Source organism: Marinomonas sp. 63XJN7_9_ISO-PGPR-S23-217 (assembly GCF_056173515.1).
Map to the genome: position 1 here is coordinate 2,490,346 of NZ_CM149678.1, position 17,117 is coordinate 2,507,462.

15 protein-coding genes and 1 other RNA gene are annotated in these 17,117 nt (G+C 43.4%); 10 read left to right on the top strand and 6 right to left on the bottom strand.

Features of this window, described 5'->3' with window-relative positions; all coding sequences use genetic code 11:
* Nucleotides 1–8: 8 nt before the first annotated feature.
* The gene (locus AC0VYI_RS11625; protein ID WP_475449479.1) at nt 9–794 is read right to left on the bottom strand and encodes an SDR family oxidoreductase; all 786 of its coding nucleotides are present in this window, start codon (nt 792–794) and stop codon (nt 9–11) included.
* A 261-nt stretch (nt 795–1,055) separates the two neighbouring features.
* On the opposite strand from AC0VYI_RS11625, the gene AC0VYI_RS11630 reads away from it, so the two are divergent.
* From AC0VYI_RS11630 to AC0VYI_RS11660, 7 genes are all read left to right on the top strand, one after another.
* Nucleotides 1,056–2,054, top strand: coding sequence for an ABC transporter permease (locus tag AC0VYI_RS11630; RefSeq protein WP_233407989.1), 999 nt, complete (start codon nt 1,056–1,058; stop codon nt 2,052–2,054).
* Between the two features lie 52 nt (nt 2,055–2,106).
* Nucleotides 2,107–3,036 (top strand): substrate-binding domain-containing protein, encoded by a 930-nt coding sequence (locus AC0VYI_RS11635; protein ID WP_475449481.1) that lies wholly within the window; start codon nt 2,107–2,109, stop codon nt 3,034–3,036.
* 24 nt (nt 3,037–3,060) lie between these two features.
* The gene (locus AC0VYI_RS11640; protein WP_475449483.1) at nt 3,061–4,584 is read left to right on the top strand and encodes a sugar ABC transporter ATP-binding protein; all 1,524 of its coding nucleotides are present in this window, start codon (nt 3,061–3,063) and stop codon (nt 4,582–4,584) included.
* Entirely contained in the window at nt 4,581–5,363 is a 783-nt protein-coding gene (locus tag AC0VYI_RS11645; protein ID WP_199478657.1) for an SDR family oxidoreductase, read from the top strand. Before AC0VYI_RS11640 ends, AC0VYI_RS11645 begins: the two co-directional genes overlap by 4 nt.
* A gap of 66 nt (nt 5,364–5,429) precedes the next feature.
* Nucleotides 5,430–6,260: a transketolase gene (locus AC0VYI_RS11650; RefSeq protein WP_475449485.1), complete on the top strand. Its 831-nt coding sequence runs from the start codon at nt 5,430–5,432 to the stop codon at nt 6,258–6,260.
* Nucleotides 6,253–7,209, top strand: a complete 957-nt coding sequence (locus AC0VYI_RS11655; protein ID WP_475449487.1) for a transketolase family protein — start codon at nt 6,253–6,255, stop codon at nt 7,207–7,209. The genes AC0VYI_RS11650 and AC0VYI_RS11655 overlap by 8 nt, the downstream gene beginning before the upstream one ends.
* Entirely contained in the window at nt 7,202–8,689 is a 1,488-nt protein-coding gene (locus AC0VYI_RS11660) for an FGGY family carbohydrate kinase (RefSeq protein WP_199478660.1), read from the top strand. Before AC0VYI_RS11655 ends, AC0VYI_RS11660 begins: the two co-directional genes overlap by 8 nt.
* A gap of 52 nt (nt 8,690–8,741) precedes the next feature.
* Here the strand turns inward: AC0VYI_RS11660 and AC0VYI_RS11665 are convergent, their stop codons facing one another.
* The 5 genes from AC0VYI_RS11665 to AC0VYI_RS11685 all read right to left on the bottom strand — a co-directional run bounded on the left by AC0VYI_RS11665 (nt 8,742) and on the right by AC0VYI_RS11685 (nt 14,104).
* Nucleotides 8,742–9,692, bottom strand: coding sequence for a sugar-binding transcriptional regulator (locus tag AC0VYI_RS11665; RefSeq protein WP_199478661.1), 951 nt, complete (start codon nt 9,690–9,692; stop codon nt 8,742–8,744).
* A 212-nt stretch (nt 9,693–9,904) separates the two neighbouring features.
* Nucleotides 9,905–10,705 (bottom strand): class II glutamine amidotransferase, encoded by an 801-nt coding sequence (locus AC0VYI_RS11670; RefSeq protein WP_199478662.1) that lies wholly within the window; start codon nt 10,703–10,705, stop codon nt 9,905–9,907.
* A gap of 75 nt (nt 10,706–10,780) precedes the next feature.
* Nucleotides 10,781–12,454, bottom strand: a complete 1,674-nt coding sequence (locus tag AC0VYI_RS11675; protein ID WP_199478663.1) for a methyl-accepting chemotaxis protein — start codon at nt 12,452–12,454, stop codon at nt 10,781–10,783.
* Nucleotides 12,455–12,821: 367 nt separating this feature from the next.
* Nucleotides 12,822–13,232 carry a phosphoribosyl-AMP cyclohydrolase gene (hisI, locus tag AC0VYI_RS11680; protein ID WP_475432293.1) on the bottom strand — a complete coding sequence of 137 codons (411 nt, stop codon included), beginning with the start codon at nt 13,230–13,232 and terminating at the stop codon, nt 12,822–12,824.
* Nucleotides 13,229–14,104: a hypothetical protein gene (locus tag AC0VYI_RS11685; RefSeq protein WP_475449490.1), complete on the bottom strand. Its 876-nt coding sequence runs from the start codon at nt 14,102–14,104 to the stop codon at nt 13,229–13,231. Before AC0VYI_RS11685 ends, hisI begins: the two co-directional genes overlap by 4 nt.
* 318 nt (nt 14,105–14,422) lie before the next feature.
* Here AC0VYI_RS11685 and ffs point away from each other — a divergent pair.
* From ffs to AC0VYI_RS11700, 3 genes are all read left to right on the top strand, one after another.
* An RNA gene (gene ffs, locus AC0VYI_RS11690) (signal recognition particle sRNA small type) lies at nt 14,423–14,519 on the top strand.
* Nucleotides 14,520–14,653: 134 nt separating this feature from the next.
* The gene (locus tag AC0VYI_RS11695; RefSeq protein ID WP_475449492.1) at nt 14,654–15,277 is read left to right on the top strand and encodes a TnsA endonuclease N-terminal domain-containing protein; all 624 of its coding nucleotides are present in this window, start codon (nt 14,654–14,656) and stop codon (nt 15,275–15,277) included.
* 3 nt (nt 15,278–15,280) lie between these two features.
* Nucleotides 15,281–17,116: a Mu transposase C-terminal domain-containing protein gene (locus tag AC0VYI_RS11700; RefSeq protein WP_475449494.1), complete on the top strand. Its 1,836-nt coding sequence runs from the start codon at nt 15,281–15,283 to the stop codon at nt 17,114–17,116.
* Nucleotide 17,117 lies beyond the last annotated feature (1 nt).

The window sequence follows — 17,117 nt, forward strand, 5'->3', positions numbered from 1 at the left end:
TGACGGGGTTAAGACATAATGAGTCCGCCATCAATATTGATGGCTTGACCGGTTATATAAGCGGCATCAGGTCCTGCTAGAAAGGCCACTAAACCGGCGACTTCTTCTACCTTGCCAGCTCGTTTCATGGGAATGTTTTCTATCCAAGTCGCCATGAGTTCACCAGGTTGGTAATTCCCCATTAGTTTACCCCATACTCTGTCGTTATAGTCCCACATATCTGTGTGAATGATGCCCGGACAGATAGCATTAACGGTAATGCCATCTTGCGCGACTTCTTTTGCTAGACTTTGTGTCATACCCATTACACCGAATTTGCTAGCGGCATAGTGAGGTGTGTAAATGAAGCCATCGCGAGCCTGACCCGATGCGGTGTTTATAATCCGTCCACCTTTCTTATCCTCCCTCATATACTGGATCACTTCTTTGCATGAAAACATCATTCCCTTAGTGTTCACATCTAACGTGATGTCCCAGTCTTGTTCAGTTAGGTCTTCTAACTTAGATATACGAATTACACCAGCATTATTAATGGCAACATCAAATCGGCCCAGTATGTGGTGAGCCTGTTGGTAAAAATGGCTAATTGACTTGACTTCGCTAACATCACAATGAAGAAACTGAATGATCTGATGGTTGTAAAGGTTATTAAGCATGCTCAGTGTGTCTGTGTAGTCATCATCAATAGTGCCAACGACAACATCATAACCGTCCGCTAAAAACCGTTTGGTAATGCCAAGACCAATGCCTTTGTTACCACCACAAATGACCATTTTTTTATTGTTATTGTCCATTGAGCGCCTCTTTATACGAATATGAATAAAAATTCAAAATAGAATAAAAAACCTATAAAAGTCAAATTTTATATATTGTATCTTTTATTATTTTTTAACTTATTGATTTTTAATAGAAAAATAAAAAATTGAAAATTTGTTTGAATTTTTCAAATGAACTTATTGACAAACATTAACTTTCATAACAAGCTAAATAGAATAAAAATACAAAAATGAATAAATATTCATAATGCTATAAAAAATAAAAATTAGGAGTGAGCAATGAAGACTGTTATGACCGGCTCCGGTTCGAAACCTGATAAAACGTCCTATCAAAGCCACTTGGTTCTTGAGACGCTAAAATCAGTTCAAGGACCATTAATAGGGTTAATTTTACTGTGTGTGGGGTTCTCTCTTTCTTCTGAATATTTTTTCACGCTTCGAAATTGGCTCAATATTCTCGATCAAATCACAGTCCTAGGCATTGTTTCTATCGGCATGACGGCAGTCATCATCATTGGGGGTATCGATCTATCCGTCGGGTCGTCTTTAGCGTTAGCCATGATGATGGCCGGTTGGCTAGAGCGCATTGTTGGGCTGCCTTTAGAAGTGTCTATTTTTCTGGGCATTATGACTGGCGCGTTGTGTGGTCTGTGCTCCGGTTTGCTCATTATTTGGGCCAAATTACCCGCTTTTATCGCAACACTTGCCATGATGTCCGTTGCGCGGGGAATCGCCAATTTACTGACTGATGGCAGACAAGTGGTTGGCTATCCTGACTGGTTTACCAACTTCGCAACGGTGCGTCTGTTCGGTTTTGTCTCTATTACCATGTTGTTGTTTGTGGTGCTTGCCGTGTTAGCGGGGCTGTACCTTCGCTTTCGCGCCAATGGACGTAATCTTTATGCGATTGGTGGTAGCACAGAGGTCGCTCGTTTATCAGGTATTGCAGTAAACAAAATAACCTTAATTGTCTATGGCGTTTCAGGCCTATTGGCTGGGATTGCTGCGATGACGCTAATGGCACGGTTGGACTCATCTCAACCAAGCGCTGGGGTGGGCTTAGAGCTGGATACCATTGCGGCTGTTGTCATCGGTGGTGCCAGTTTAAATGGTGGCGTAGGCAGCATTGCTGGAACCATTGTTGGTGTCTTGATTATTGGTATTTTGAGGAATGGGTTAAACCTGTTAGGTGTGTCCCCATTTTTCCAAATGGTCATCATTGGAGTGGTAATCGCGGTGGCGGTGTCCTTTGATACGATGCGCAGAAAGTCTCGTTAGCAATACTTTTCTGCTTTCCGATATAAAAAAATAATAATACTGGAGATAAAATATGTATTCTAAATTATCAAAAATTGCTGGTGTGAGCTTGCTTACCTTCGCCGCCTTCACAGGTAATGCTTATGCATCGAATAAGTGTACGATTGGTTTAGCTGTCGCCAACCTACAGGCAGACTTTTTCAACCAAATAAAACTATCAGCGCAGGATGAGGGCAAGGTAGTGGGTTGCAAAATCATCACTGTCGATGCGCGAGGGGACAGTGCTACCCAAGTAAACCAAATCCAAGATTTGATTACACGACAGGTCAACGCCATTATCTATATTCCTGCAGGTGCTACCGCCGCTTCTGTTCCTGTTAAAGCTGCTAAAGCAGCAGGTATCCCCGTTGTCACCGTAGACCGTAATCCAGCGGGTGCACCTGGAGACACCTTTATTGCGACCGACTCCGTCGCCGCAGCGCGTGCGCTGGGGAACTATGTGGCAAAACTGACCCATGATAAAGCCAATATCGGTATTATTCAGGGACAAATAGGGACGACTCCGCAAATTGAGCGCTCTAAAGGGTTTATGGAGGCAATCAATCAGTATCCGAAGATGAAAGTGGTGGAAAGACAGGCCAGTAATCAATGGGCTCAGGATGAAGGGTTTAAGATCGGCCAAGATATGTTACAGCGCAACCCAACTATTAATGTCATTTTCGGGCAGGCTGATGCGCTCGCTTTAGGGGCAGCTCAGGCAGCCAAAGTAGCTGGTGAGAAGCTGATTATTGTCGGGTTTGATGGCGATTATGCTGGTCTTCAAGCCGTAGAAAACGGTGTGCTTGCTGCCACAATGACACAACAAACTCAGCGCATGGGGCGTTTGGCAGTGACCTCAGCGGTTAAGCTGATTAAAGGAGAGCCCGTTCCTAAAGAACAGCTGCTAAAAGGCACATTAACCACCAAGGCGAACGTGAAAAAATTTATTGCGAATCATCCGTAGCAGATGGAAAAAGAGGTGATGTATATGTCCGTTTTACAGACAGATACTGGGCCAATTTCTATTGCTGAGAAAGGCTCACAACCGAGCCTTTCGATTAAAGGAATTGGAAAAAAATTCGGCAATACGCGTGTGTTAAATGATATTACGTTAGATATTTATCCCGGTGAAGTGGTCGCATTATTAGGGGAAAATGGTGCGGGTAAATCGACCCTTTCCAACATTATTTGCGGTGTCATTGTGCCAACAGAAGGCTCAATGACATGGAAAGGCTCTGCATATGCTCCTAAAACGCCCAGAGAAGGTTTAAGTTACGGTATTCGCTTGATTCACCAAGAGATTCGTTTGCTTCCCGATCTCAGCATTGCTGAAAATATCTTTATTGGTCGGCAACCGATGAAGGGCGGTTGTATAGACCGTGAAAAAATGTTCCTTGAGACAAGGGTGCAACTGGACAGACTGGGGTTGGATGTCTCACCAGACACTAAAGTACGGGATCTTCGAGTCGCGGCTCAGCAGCAGGTAGAAATAGCTAAAGCCTTGGCCCACAAAGCGGAGCTTTTGATTCTAGATGAACCCACGGCAGCTTTAGGTGGCAAAGAGGTAGATCGGCTGTTTGAACAAGTTGAGCGATTAAAAAAAGAGGGGGTGGGATTTATCTATATTTCGCACCGCATGGAGGAAATTAAACGCATCGCCGACCGTATTGCAGTGGTTCGCGATGGCAATTTAGTTGCGGTGCATAAAACGGGCAATATACCAGTCAAAGAGATTGTGACGGAAATGGTAGGGCGCAATGTAGATCGTATGTTCCCACCTTTATCAACGCCCACAAAAAAAGAAATATTACGGGTAGAAAAATTATGCTCGGATAAATTTAAAAACATTTCTTTTCAGGTGTGTGCCTGTGAAATACTTGGGATTTCGGGCATCGTCGGTGCAGGGAGAACGGAGTTGGTTCGTGCTATTTTTGGTGCCGATAAGATTGACTCCGGAGATATTTTTCTGGAAGGGGAAAAAATAGACCTGCCCAATCCGCGTGCTGCCATGGACAAAGGTATTGTGCTTGTGCCGGAAGATCGCAAACAACAGGGATTGGTGGTCGAACATAAAATTGGTGATAACGTCATGTATGGCAATTTTGACATGCTTAATAGTGGCGGTTGGGCATTTCCCTCTGCGATTGAGCGTTTCTCTAAGTCTGCCATTGATGTGATGGGCACAAAGGGGCAAGTCGAAAATGCCACAGCGAGCCTGTCTGGAGGTAATCAACAAAAAGTGCTTATTGCCAAATGGATCGCTCGAAAACCTAAATTGTTTATTTTAGATGAACCGACTCGTGGTATCGATGTTGGTGCTAGAGCCTCTATATATGAGGTCATCTCAGGGTTAGCAAAAGAAGGGATGGCCGTTATCGTGGTGAGTTCAGACTTAGACGAAGTGTTAGGTTTGTCCAACCGTGTCATGGTGTTAGCCCACGGTGAGCAGCAAGGAACCCTTTCTTGCGAAGAGGCTAATCAATTATCAGTAATGGAGCTTGCAATAAAATGATAACAAAAGATTTTGCTCAAAATTTATTCTGTTTAACCGGTCGTGTTGCTTTCGTAACGGGTGCGGGGAGCGGTATTGGTCAATGTATTGCTAAGGGACTAGCCAGTGCGGGTGCCAAGGTGGTGTGTTTTGATTTACATGAAGATGGTTTAAATAAAACGGTTGAGGATATCATTCAAATGGGAGGGCAAGCCGCTTTATTTGTTGGCGATGTGTGTCGCGAACAAGTTCTAAAAGACGCGATTAGCTTCACAGAAAAAATCTTTAAGCGTCTTGATATAGCCGTGAATGCAGCGGGGATCGCGAATGCCAATCCGGCTTCTGACATGCAGAGAGACCAATGGCAGCGCGTTATCGATATTAACCTGACAGGTGTTTGGAATTCTTGTAAAGCGGAAGCGTCTTTAATGGAAAAAAATGGCGGTGGTTCTATTGTCAACATTGCGTCTATGTCTGGCATTATCGTGAATCGGGGTCTTGAGCAAGCTCATTATAATACCTCTAAAGCGGGCGTTATTCATTTATCGAAGAGTTTGGCCATGGAATGGGTTACTAAAAATATTCGAGTCAATTCGATTAGCCCTGGCTATACCGCGACACCTATGAATACACGTCCAGAGATGGTCCATCAAACTCAGCAGTTTGAAGAGCAGACCCCAATGGGACGCATGGCTAAAGTCGAGGAAATGGCGGGGCCTGCTATTTTCTTAGCCTCCGATGCGTCGTCTTTTTGTACCGGCGTGGATTTACTTGTCGATGGGGGCTTTGTTTGCTGGTAGTGGCGTAATTTTTTTTACCCTTTAGCATAAATATTCATAAAAGAAAAAAAATTCAAAGGAGGATCTATGAATCCCTTCGGATTAGAAACCAAAGCGCTTGAAAGTCGGGCACGATCCATTCGACGCAGAATTATCAAAATGAATGCTAGCAGTCCTGCAGGTGGGCATACTGGGGCGGATTTGTCTCAAGTCGAAATTGTGACCTCTCTTTATTTTAGAATACTCAACTGCGCGCCCGATAGACTGGATGATCCAACACGAGATGTGTATATCCAGTCAAAGGGGCATGCGGCTGGCGGCTACTATTGTGTATTGGCAGAGGCAGGCTACTTTCCTGAAGAATGGTTGTCTGATTATCAACACAATGACTCCCATTTACCAGGACATCCGGTTAGACAAAAGACCCCTGGTGTTGAATTAAATACAGGGGCTTTGGGGCATGGCTTGCCAGTTGCTGTCGGTGTTGCTCTAGCTGCGAAGCGTGATGGCAGTAGTCGAAAAGTATACGTCGTAACAGGGGATGGCGAGCTAGCAGAAGGCAGTAATTGGGAAGCAGCTCTCGTCGCAACTCATTACAAGTTGGATAACCTGATTGTTATTAATGATAAAAATAAACTGCAGTTAGCGGGTGAAACAGATGTCATTATGAAAACGGATCCTTTAGATGAAAAATGGCAAGCGTTTGGTTTTAAGGTGTCTCAATGTGATGGGAATAACATTGATTCGGTTGTTAACACCCTAGAAAACCTCACTTATGATGGTCGGCCAAATGTCATTATTGCGAATACAACGAAAGGCGCAGGCGTCTCATTTATTGCTGGACGTTCTGAGTGGCACCATCGAGTACCCAAAGGCGATGAAGTTACCCGAGCACTAGAGGAGTTAAGTGATGTCTAATGCTGAACATTTTGCCAATATTATGGTGCAGTGCTTTATTGAGGCCGTTAACCAGGGCGTTGATCTTATTCCGGTCGTGGCGGACTCCACATCCACCTCTAAAATCCAACCTTTTGTTGACGCTTTTCCTGAGCGCTTGGTAAACGTTGGGATTGCTGAGCAAGTTATGGTCAGTACTGCGGCGGGCTTAGCCTTGGCTGGTAAAGTGGCTGCCACCTGTAACGCAGCACCATTTCTTATTTCACGTGCGAATGAACAGGTAAAAGTGGACATTTGTTATAACAATACGAATGTGAAATTGTTTGGACTAAATTCAGGAGCAAGTTACGGCCCATTAGCGAGCACGCACCATGCTATTGACGACATTAGCATCATGCGAGGCTTTGGTAATATCCAAATATTTGCTCCCAGTTGCCCTATAGAATGCAAACAAATCATCGATTACGCCATTCGTTATCAAGGACCCGTTTACATTCGTATGGATGGTAAACCCTTACCCGTACTGCATGATGCACATCATCAATTTGTGCCTGGTGAGCCAACTTTATTACATCAAGGTAAGGACGTGGTTATTTGTGCTTTAGGGTCTGTGGTACATGAAGCGGTTGAGGCTGCTAATCGACTGGCGGAAAAAGGCATTGCCGTCTCCGTGGTTAATGTCTCTTCCATACGACCTCTTAATCGACAAGCGCTTACGGCAATGTTACAGGGGGCACCTCATGTGGTGACCGTAGAAGAACATAATATAAACGGAGGGTTGGGCAGTATTGTGTCTGAAGTGATGGCGGAGAAGGCTATTCCGGCCAGTTTACTACGACTTGGGGTTCAAGATGGATACTATGCGGCGGCAGGTAGTCGACAGTTCACACGTGAACAGCTGTCTATCGATAGTGCTAGCCTTGTTGAGGTTTGTCTTAACTTAGGACAGAACGAGGTCAACCATGCCTAGTGCTATTTTGACAATTGACGAGGGGACGACAAATGTTAAATCCCTCCTTCTCAATAGGGCTGGCAAAGTGATAGCGAAAAGCTCAGTACCTTTATCCATCCATTACCCATCTGAGGGGGTGGTTGAACAAGATCCTTATGAGTTAATAGAGAAGGTAAAAGCGTCCATTGATTTAGTATTAAACTCTACTAATGAGCCTGTGGAGATTGAGGCGGTCGCGATTAGTAACCAACGGGAGTCTGTCTTGGTGTGGGATCGACAGTCTGGTAAGCCACTGACGAATGTGATGAGTTGGCAGTGTCGTCGTTCAGAGTCATACTGTAATAGCCTTAGAAAAGACACTCAATTCAGCGAGTATGTGCAACACAGCACAGGCTTAACGCTTGATCCTATGTTTCCCGCCACCAAAATTGCCATGTCTTTGCATGATATTCCTGATGGGCATGCCCGTGCGGGAAAAGGAGAGATCTGTGTTGGGACGATTAATACCTGGATGATCTGGAATATGAGCAATCAGATGTTTGTAACCGATGTCTCTAATGCATCACGTACACAGTTGTTTAATATTCGTGAGTGTGTATGGGATAGGGTGATTTTAGATCAGTTAGGTATTCCAGAAAAGGTGCTGCCCAGAGTGGAACCTTCTGCAAAAGTGGTTGCCAGAACCAAACCATTTGGTTTGCTGCCTGCTGGTATTCCTATTGCGGCGCAGATTGGCGATTCCCATGCTGCCCTATATGGGCATGGTGGTTATGAAAAAGGGGTAGTCAAAGCAACGTATGGTACAGGTAGTTCTATTATGGCGGCGATGCCAAGCTTGCCTACGATACGTAACGAGGTCAGTACGACGATTGCTTGGAATGACTCTGAGACTTTTTATGGCTTAGAGGGCAATATTACGCACACCGGATCTGCCATCGAATGGACGCGCAATATTTTAGGCGTTCAGTCGATGGAGGAGATGTGTACATTGGCGTCTCAGGCCCATAAAAACCATACGGTGTTTTTTGTCCCTGCGTTATCAGGACTCGGAGCTCCCCATTGGGATCTGGAGGCGACTGGGATTTTTAGTGGCTTAAAAAGCTCCACACATCGTGCTGATATCGCTCAATCTGCTTTTGAGTCGGTGATCTTTCAAGTAGCCGATGTGTTTCATGTAATTAGGCAAGAGCTTGGTGAAGCCATAGAATGCTTATGTGTTGATGGTGGGCCGACGAGTAATGATTGGCTAATGCAGGCCCAAGCAGATTTGCTTGGCGTGCAAATCAGACGCGGTGATACGGCTGAAGTGTCTGCTATAGGAGCCGCCTATTTAGCGGGTTTAGCCATCGGTTGGTGGGACAAGCATGGGTTATGTGCGTTATTAGAAATGTCCGTAACACTGTTTGAGCCAAATAAAGATCAGTACGATTTTTGGCAAACCCGTTATGGTGGCTGGAAGTTAGCGGTCGAAAAGTGTCGCCTAAACACTGTGAAGTGAATGGAAAGCGCTTAGTGTTGTATCGCCTATTAGATGGGTTCTTCACTAAGTGCTAGCGACGAATAATGGCTTCCGCCGTGACTCGATCCGTAATCAGAACATCAATATAACCACCTCTAAGGGCCCCCTTGATGGCCTCAACTTTATCAATGCCTCCAGCCACACCAACGACGTGTTCACAATGCTGTAATTGATTTAATGTCATGCCAATGACAGGATTTTCAGACGGTTCTAGTACATCCACACCGCTAGCATTGTAATAATGCAAGCTAATATCACCGACTGCTCCTCTATCTGCTAGCATTTTTAATGTTGTTTTATCGTAGTAATTACCAGAATTACGAAGTAGGTTGGACGGTTCGAGCAAGCCAATACCAACGATTGCGATGTTAACGTCATCAAACATGGCCACCACTTCGGAGACTCCGCTGGTGTTGAGAAGCTTCTCTTTCTCATCCACTGATTGCTCGATACTCTGGGCTGGTAACATATGGGCCGGACAAGATAAAATGTCTGCCATGGTTTGCGTTAAAATCGTTGCTTGAATATTGCCATTGTGGCCGACACCACCTAATAATTGGATCACGCCTTTAGCTTGAATTTTACCCGGTGTTAAAGAGTCAACCATTGATCGAATGGTATCGCTCCAAGATGAAATACCAATGAGATCACTTTTTTTCAAGGAGTTTTCTAAATAGTAGGCAGCTGCAGAGCCGATAGCGCGCTTAATGGTATGGTCAGTTGGGTTATCCTCAACATCAACGACAATAACATTGGGGACACTAAATGTCTGTTGGATGGTATGTTCTAATGCAATAAAAACATTGGGGGGCTGCACAACATTGATTTTAACGATGCCTTCCTTCAAACATCGGGTAATGGAGCGAGAGACCTGAGATTGTGATAAACGCAGTTTGTCGGCGATTTGCGCCTGCTTTAGGCCATCTTGATAATACAGCGTCGCAATTTTTACCAATAATCGTTTATCATCCACTTTCGACATAGTCTGGTCTCTGTTATATAGCCTTGAATGATAATTTTAGACTGAATAATCATTCCAATAAAGTTGTTTGCGGTCATTTTATTACATAAAGCAAGGAATTAGCTCGTTTAGGCGGTGCAATAGAGGCGGAGGATCATTCTCAGGTTAGCATAACCACAATATGATATTATGGTTATGCGTTGCATGTAATCTCTTTATCAAAACCGCTTGGGTTATTGTTGGGGGCGAGAGGCCAACTCGGTCAGAAAATAGGGCAGTGGTTGGGTAATGTACTGTTGACTGGCGACCCTAGCCATGTGTCCCTCTGGTATTAATGTCCAGCCCTCTCCAGATAGTTCCAAAGGTTCAGAGCCAATTACAATGTGTTTATCGAAGGCTTTGCAATATAGGCTGGGAGAATGTTCATCACTGGAAAAACGCACAGCAAACAGCTCTTTTCCGTTAGACAATACGGCAGTAAAACGAAACGGTTCGGTAATGTTTTTACTGCCCATCAATACCAGAATTTGCTCAATGGTCTTAGAGATCGCGTTTTCTGGATCCGTCTCAAGGCCATTGGCAACCATCAAAAGAAAAATGACCTCTGAATCGGTTGCGCCTCTTCGTTCGTTATACAAATACTCGGGTATTAAGCGATCTAAATGCCAGCGTAATGCTTCGTAGTCGCCAATTTGGCCATTATGCATAAACAGCCAGTTTTTATAGCCAAAAGGGTGGCAGTTTGAACGGTTGGTAGCTGTACCTGTTGATGCGCGGACATGGGCAAAAAACAACCCGCTTTTGATATGACGTGCAAGACTTTTTAGATTGCAATCACTCCAGGCAGGTAAAATCTCATGGTAGAGACCTGGCTCTTCTCGTTCGTCATACCAGCCTAGGCCAAAGCCGTCTGCGTTGACAGTGACTTCGGATTTTCGGGCACTTAAGCTTTGATGAATAAGAGAGTGGTCCGGTTCAAATAGTAGGGACTCAAGGTAGACTGGGTCACCTTGATATGCCATCCAGCGACACATTTATGCTTATCTCCAAAATAAAATAGGAAGGTGAAATACCTTCCTTATATAGTGATTAGATTATTGTATAGGATTTTATACATTAAAATAGCGAATTTTTGTGGAAAGTTGACTGGCTAGGTCGGCTAATTGTTCTGCTGATTCACTGATGGAGTGAATGGAATCGGTTGTTTTCGTGGCGATGTCGGTAATGTTCATCACGTTCTGACTTACTTCTTTGGTGACCTGTGCTTGTTCCTCCGCTGTGGTGGAAATGCGATCGTTCATGTCGCGGATCTTGGATACTGACTGATGAATATTTGCAAGAGAAGCTTCTTCGTTTTTGACATGTTCGACAGCTTGAAGCGAGCGTCCGTGGCTGATGTTCATGGATTCAACGGCACTGGCAGCGCCGCTTTGTAGTCGGTTGATCATTTGCTCAATTTGTTGAGTAGCGCCGTGAGTATTATGGGAAAGCTGGCGTACCTCATCGGCCACCACTGCAAACCCTCGACCTTGCTCGCCAGCTCTTGCCGCTTCAATGGCCGCATTGAGGGCCAGTAAATTCGTTCGTTCCGCAATGTCCAGAATCACATTTAGAATATTACTGATTTCATGAGTGTTTTCGTGTAGTTCGTTAATACTGTTGACTGAGCTTTCAAGTTCTTGCGCCAGTTGAGTAATACTACCTATGGTGTCATTGACAATTTTAGTACCACTCGTGGCTGCTTCTTCGGCAACTAGTGCAGCTTCACGGGCATCAAATGTAGATTCAGACACATGGGTGGCGGTAGATTGAATTTCTTGTACCGCATGCGATATTTGGGAAGTCTCCCGATGTTGCTGTTCTACCATTTTGGAGGAGTCGTCGGTAATGCTATTAAGGTGGTGGGCCGCGCTAGTTAGTTTGTTACTGGATTCGGCGACCTCGTGGAGAATGCCGCTTAATTGCTCCACCAGCTTGTTCATGGCATTTTCAAGCGCCCCTATTTCATCTTTTCGAGGCTTGCTTTGCTTATTGCTGGTGTTGATTAATTCGCCTGAGGCAATTTCTTCCGCCCGTTTGACTGCCTGCTTTAGCGGTGTACAGATGCCATTAATAATAAACCAGCTGATAATAATACCTATGATAATCAATGCTCCGGCAATGCCTGAGCCAGTATAAATGTTTTGATTAAGTTCTTTCTTTTTATCAGTGGCGAGGCTTTCTTCGTATTGATCAATCGCTGGGAGAATAACCTCCATCGTTGCATTGATCTTTTGCAAGGTCGCGGCGGCTACTTTTCTAGGATTGTTCGCTTTCATTGTGTTGAGTTTGATCCACCATGAATAGGTTTCTAGGGAAGCCTTTAAAAAGTTGTTTTGGAGCTGTTCTAGATCGTTGATTTGCGTTACTAGATCCGTCTTTAGCTGATTTTTTGGCATGTTTGCCAAGGTGTCTTTTACTTTCTGGATGCTATCAAAAAGTTGGCTTGTATAACTTTTAAATTTGCTCTCAGACTTTTGGATTCTATCCTTGCCATAGTTACCCATGGATTTCGCTATTAATACTTGGAAGTACCCGCGTTCAAACTCCACGGATTGTTGAAGCAATAACTGCCTACTTTTTTCGAGATTACGGAGCAGATCTAAGCTTTGACTTGATAAGGTTTGCAAATCAGACGATACCTGACGGCTAGAAATGGCAGAGTTGAGATTGGTTCCAATGATGACTAGGGTAAAGAGCGCAATAATTGATAATATCTTGGTGCGAACTGAAATATTTTTCACAATAACACCTTTCGGAATCTTGGTTAGTTATGGGAAGGTCATTTATATATTCATTAAGAGAGGGGGCTTGTTATTGTTATGTTATTGTCATGAGGCATCATTCTTACTTCCGTGTAAAATTCACATATTTACATGAACTTACACCTTTAAGACACAATCAGTCTAATACTTTACAAATAATATTGTCTATTAAAAAATGGCTTAAAGACGCTTTTGTCTTAATCGAAGGGATAAAAATAGAGTGATGAAGTCAAAAATGGAGAAGCAGAATAACACGACAAGCACAGCAAACAGGCAAAAGAAGAGCGCCAAACTTGCCCTAAGAACAAGAAGTTATTAGGAGCAAGCTTGAGTTTTCTGGCTTGTCTTATTTGTCAATTGGTGCCGAGTCAACAACGATATGATCACCGTCTACTTTAAAGAAGAAGCAATCCCGCCTGTTGGTATGGCAAGCCGGTCCCGTTTGATCAACCTGCAATAAAATGGCATCGCCGTCACAATCAAAAGACATAGACACTAAAGATTGGCGATGACCAGAGCTTTCACCTTTGCGCCAGTAGGTTTGACGAGAGCGTGACCAATAGCACACTTGACCCGTTGCTAGGGTTTCACGAATGGACTTTTCATTCATATAAGCGAGCATCAAGACTTCGCCAGTATCATGTTGCTGGGCAATGGCCGCGACGAGACCGTCTTTGTCCGTCTTTAAATTCGCAAAGAGAGTGTCTAGGGAGAAGGTTTCACCTTTTTTTAGGTGTTCGTAGTCTTTTAAGCTCATGCGCCGACGTCCTTAAGGAATATTTTTTCAGAAATCGCCCCTTTGCCAATCCCTTCAAAGGCATGCACTTCGATGTGTTTGCCGGGATTTTCTTCCGCTAGTGTCTCTGCGATATGGGCAGACAAGGATTCAACGGTGGTGTCGCAAGTCAGCATATAAACTTGCTGACTGTTAATGGTCAGCTCGAAAAAGCCTTGCTGACTGACATAACCGAAATGGTGATAGTGATGACCATGCTCTTCAATGATACCCAGTAAATCGTCTTCGGTACCGAGATAAATATCATGCCAACGCGCTGCCCATTGTTTTTCCAACTCACTATCTTGCTGACCATCGCTATAGATCTTAATGGTGGAACGATGACCGTGGGCGATGCGCTGACAATTGCCTGCGTGTTTTTTCAAACCATGGCTGTATTGATACTGTGCACCCTCGATATTCTCTGGTGTAAAGCGAATACTGACCGCTTCTAATTCAGCAGGTAACAAATCCAGAATCTGTGATTCTACCCAACTGGCGGCGGTTTGTGGCGTGATACTCTCCATGGGGAGGGCGCAAATGGCTTGTGCAGGAGCATCGCAGCGAAAACGGCTTCCATCGTCGTGATCAAATTGAAAGGACACACGGCCTTGAGTCATATCCGTAATATGAGCGTTGGGATGATTCACAGGAATCGCCAGCATATGGTCGATATGCTCGTCCAACCATTTTTTAATTTGCTTTTTAACGATGCTGAAATCGCAAATCATGCTCTCGTCGTTTAATTTACCTGTTAGCACGACGTCTGTTTGCCAGCTTTCACCTAAAAGGCCACGTTGGGCATCAAAATAGGATAGATCGACCTGAGTCAGGTTGTTAACAAATAGCTTCAAGTAGCCACTCCTTTATTCATAATGGCGCATATATTACAGCAAATACGCAAATAATACCGTAAACAGTGAGTTTGCGACTATAGACAAGTCCTCTAAGAGCATGGATAGAAAGTGCATTTTACCCTTTAAGTGACTTTTCTTCGTTAGCAGGGTGCTGAGTGAAGTTAGTAGGGAGCAGAGAAGGGTGAGTGGACCAAAACATCTATTTGATGAAAGGAAAGCCTAAGCGTTTGAAAAAGTTAAAAAAGCGTGTTGATATCTCAGATTAGATGCGTATAATCTCGCCCCAAGGTCAACAGGCCTCCTTTATGGTGTCTCTGCTGGTCCCCTCGCAACAATAAACCGTTAATCTGGTCAGGTCCGGAAGGAAGCAGCCACAGCGGTGGACTTGTGTGCCGAGGTGCGGCTGGTGGAGATGCCACCTAATTTTCTATATTATTAATTGAAGCATAAGCTGACAAATTGGAAGCATAAGCTGTCAAATTTGAACTATATGATGTCATAGTCTATTTTTAAGTTGTTATTTAGTTACAACTTACAGGTATGGTTATGTACAATCGCAACCTCCGCAAGCCAAGCCCAAATAAAAACATCTACAAATTCGTCAGTAGAAAAAATCGTTCAACTATTATGTGTGAGAGCGGTTTAGAGTTTGACGCTTGTTTTCATCTTGAATTTTCTCCCTCCATTGCTTCATTTGAATCCCAGCCGACTGGCATAGAGTATCAAGCAGACAATAAAGTTCGCCGTTATACACCGGACTTCAAGATCGTGAAGGATACAGGTGAGGTTGAATACATTGAGATAAAACCTGAAAAGATTCACTCTACTCAGAAGTTTCGCGAAGAGTTTGATTGTAAAAGGGCTGCTTACAATGCTCTGGGATACAAATTAATTCTGGTGTCTGAAAAACAAATACGTAACGAAAACCTGCTAGCTAATCTTAAAGTGCTTCATCGATACTCAAGCTCTGTTTTGTCTGAGCTTCACAAACTTGTATTACATCACATAAAAAACGCGAAAAGCCTTTCTATTAGACAGCTGGCTAATAAGCTTGACGTTCTTGTTGGAGACTGTTTCGCAGCTTGCGCAACGCTTATCGGAATAGGCATGATAAAAGTAGACCTAGAGGTCGAGCTTCTATGTGAGCACTCTTTGTTAAATGAGGCTTAAGATATGTTTGATGATGAGTTTGAAGATCAAATTATCTATGAAGACTCCTCAGATCAGCAACCTCATACCAGTGATCGTTTCTCGTTTGGCTCTGACCTAGGTTCATTCCCTGAAGATATTAGCCAAAAAGCCACCGCAAGATATGAATTAGTACTATTTCTCCGTAGTCGACTGACTGGGGGGTGGACTCAGAAAAATATTGAGCCTTTATTTGAGGAGTATTTTTCACAAAATAGGCTCATAACAATGCCAAGCTGGCGTACTGCGGTAAGGTGGCATAATAAATTGTTAGAGCAGTGCGATGCTTTGGTTGCTCTAACCGATAGACACAATTGCAAGGGAAATCGAAATAAGAAACTACACTTAGGTCATGAACGCTTTATAAAAGCAGCAATTGATCTTTTTTTAGATGCAAAGCGTCCTAGTGTAGCCAGTGCCTATCGATTTTACAAAGACCAGTGTCTCCTTGCTGATCAAAATGGTGGTGAAAGCATTCGTCCGATGTCGCAAAGGGCGTTTTACGACAGGATAGATAAATACAATTCCTATGAAATTATGTTAAAACGCTATGGAAAGTACAAAGCGGATATGATTTTTGGCTATAAGGGAGGCACAATTAAACCTGAAAGAGTCATGCAACGAGTAGAAATAGACCATACGCCATTGGATTTGATTTTGCTTGACGATATTACAGGCAAGCCTATTGGTAAGCCGTTTCTAACACTCCTTAAAGATATCTTCAGTGGTTGCATAGTTGGCTATCATTTAACATTCAAAGCGCCAAGTTTTGCTTCTGTGGCAAAGGCCATATGCCATACTTTATTACCTAAAAATCAGTCTCAAGAATTATGGGGTATTGAATGGCCTTGTTATGGAAAAATTGAAGTCCTGGTTGTCGATAATGGCGCGGAATTTTGGTCTAAATCACTTGAGCAAATGTGTTTCGAACTGGGTATAAACATTCAATATAATCCTGTACGTAAACCATGGCTTAAACCATTTATTGAACGTAACTTTAGGTCGATTAACGATCTGCTACTGGATGAGCAAGAGGGAAAAACCTTTCGTAGTTTGGAAGTGCGTGATGAATATGATTCTGTTAAAGAGGCAACAATTAAATTTAGTAATTTTGTTCACGGTTTTGAGAAGTGGATGGCTGAAGTCTACAATTGCTCTTCAGATAGTCGAGGGTTGAGGGTGCCATCGCTTCTTTGGCAAAAAGGTTTTGATAAGTTGCCTCCTGCAGAATTAAATGAGCAAGATATTGCAGACCTGCCAAAAATTGCCGGACTGAAAAAATCTAAAACTTTACAATCTTCCGGAATTACCCATGAACTTTTGCGTTATGATTCAAAAGCTTTATCCGATTACCGCAAGAGTTACTGGCCACCTGAATCTGACCAGCGGAAAAAAGTCATAATTAAAGTTGATATAGATGATGTGAGCAAAATCTATGTTTATCTATCCGAGTTAAATCAATATTTAACCGTACCTTGTGTAGATAATGTATACACTTACAATTTGAGTTTAGATCAGCACTTGATAAACAAGTCGTTAACGAGAGCAAAAAACCGTCTATATGGAAAATCAGATAAGGATTTGGCCGTTTGTAGAGAGGAAATACGAAATATTATTGCTGGGCATGATGATAAGGTTAAGTCATCAACTAAAACATCAACCAGTAAAAAAGTAGCCCAGCATAAAGGATACAGTAGCGAGACAGTCAGGAATGCAGGTAATGTCGATATAGTATCACCTACTCATGAGGCTAAAGATCCAGACTCTAGTGACGATGTTTCTGAGTTAGAGGCCTTATGGCAGTCGTTTAATAAGGATTGAC

What these genes read in the sequence shown, in the direction of transcription:
- AC0VYI_RS11695 (WP_475449492.1), top strand. Translation starts at nt 14,654, where the DNA reads ATGTACAATCGCAACCTCCGCAAGCCAAGCCCAAATAAAAACATCTAC.
- AC0VYI_RS11625 (WP_475449479.1), bottom strand. Translation starts at nt 794, where the DNA reads ATGGACAATAACAATAAAAAAATGGTCATTTGTGGTGGTAACAAAGGC.
- AC0VYI_RS11700 (WP_475449494.1), top strand. Translation starts at nt 15,281, where the DNA reads ATGTTTGATGATGAGTTTGAAGATCAAATTATCTATGAAGACTCCTCA.
- AC0VYI_RS11645 (WP_199478657.1), top strand. Translation starts at nt 4,581, where the DNA reads ATGATAACAAAAGATTTTGCTCAAAATTTATTCTGTTTAACCGGTCGT.
- AC0VYI_RS11630 (WP_233407989.1), top strand. Translation starts at nt 1,056, where the DNA reads ATGAAGACTGTTATGACCGGCTCCGGTTCGAAACCTGATAAAACGTCC.
- AC0VYI_RS11640 (WP_475449483.1), top strand. Translation starts at nt 3,061, where the DNA reads ATGTCCGTTTTACAGACAGATACTGGGCCAATTTCTATTGCTGAGAAA.
- AC0VYI_RS11635 (WP_475449481.1), top strand. Translation starts at nt 2,107, where the DNA reads ATGTATTCTAAATTATCAAAAATTGCTGGTGTGAGCTTGCTTACCTTC.
- AC0VYI_RS11660 (WP_199478660.1), top strand. Translation starts at nt 7,202, where the DNA reads ATGCCTAGTGCTATTTTGACAATTGACGAGGGGACGACAAATGTTAAA.
- AC0VYI_RS11665 (WP_199478661.1), bottom strand. Translation starts at nt 9,692, where the DNA reads ATGTCGAAAGTGGATGATAAACGATTATTGGTAAAAATTGCGACGCTG.
- AC0VYI_RS11670 (WP_199478662.1), bottom strand. Translation starts at nt 10,705, where the DNA reads ATGTGTCGCTGGATGGCATATCAAGGTGACCCAGTCTACCTTGAGTCC.
- AC0VYI_RS11650 (WP_475449485.1), top strand. Translation starts at nt 5,430, where the DNA reads ATGAATCCCTTCGGATTAGAAACCAAAGCGCTTGAAAGTCGGGCACGA.
- hisI (WP_475432293.1), bottom strand. Translation starts at nt 13,232, where the DNA reads ATGAGCTTAAAAGACTACGAACACCTAAAAAAAGGTGAAACCTTCTCC.
- AC0VYI_RS11655 (WP_475449487.1), top strand. Translation starts at nt 6,253, where the DNA reads ATGTCTAATGCTGAACATTTTGCCAATATTATGGTGCAGTGCTTTATT.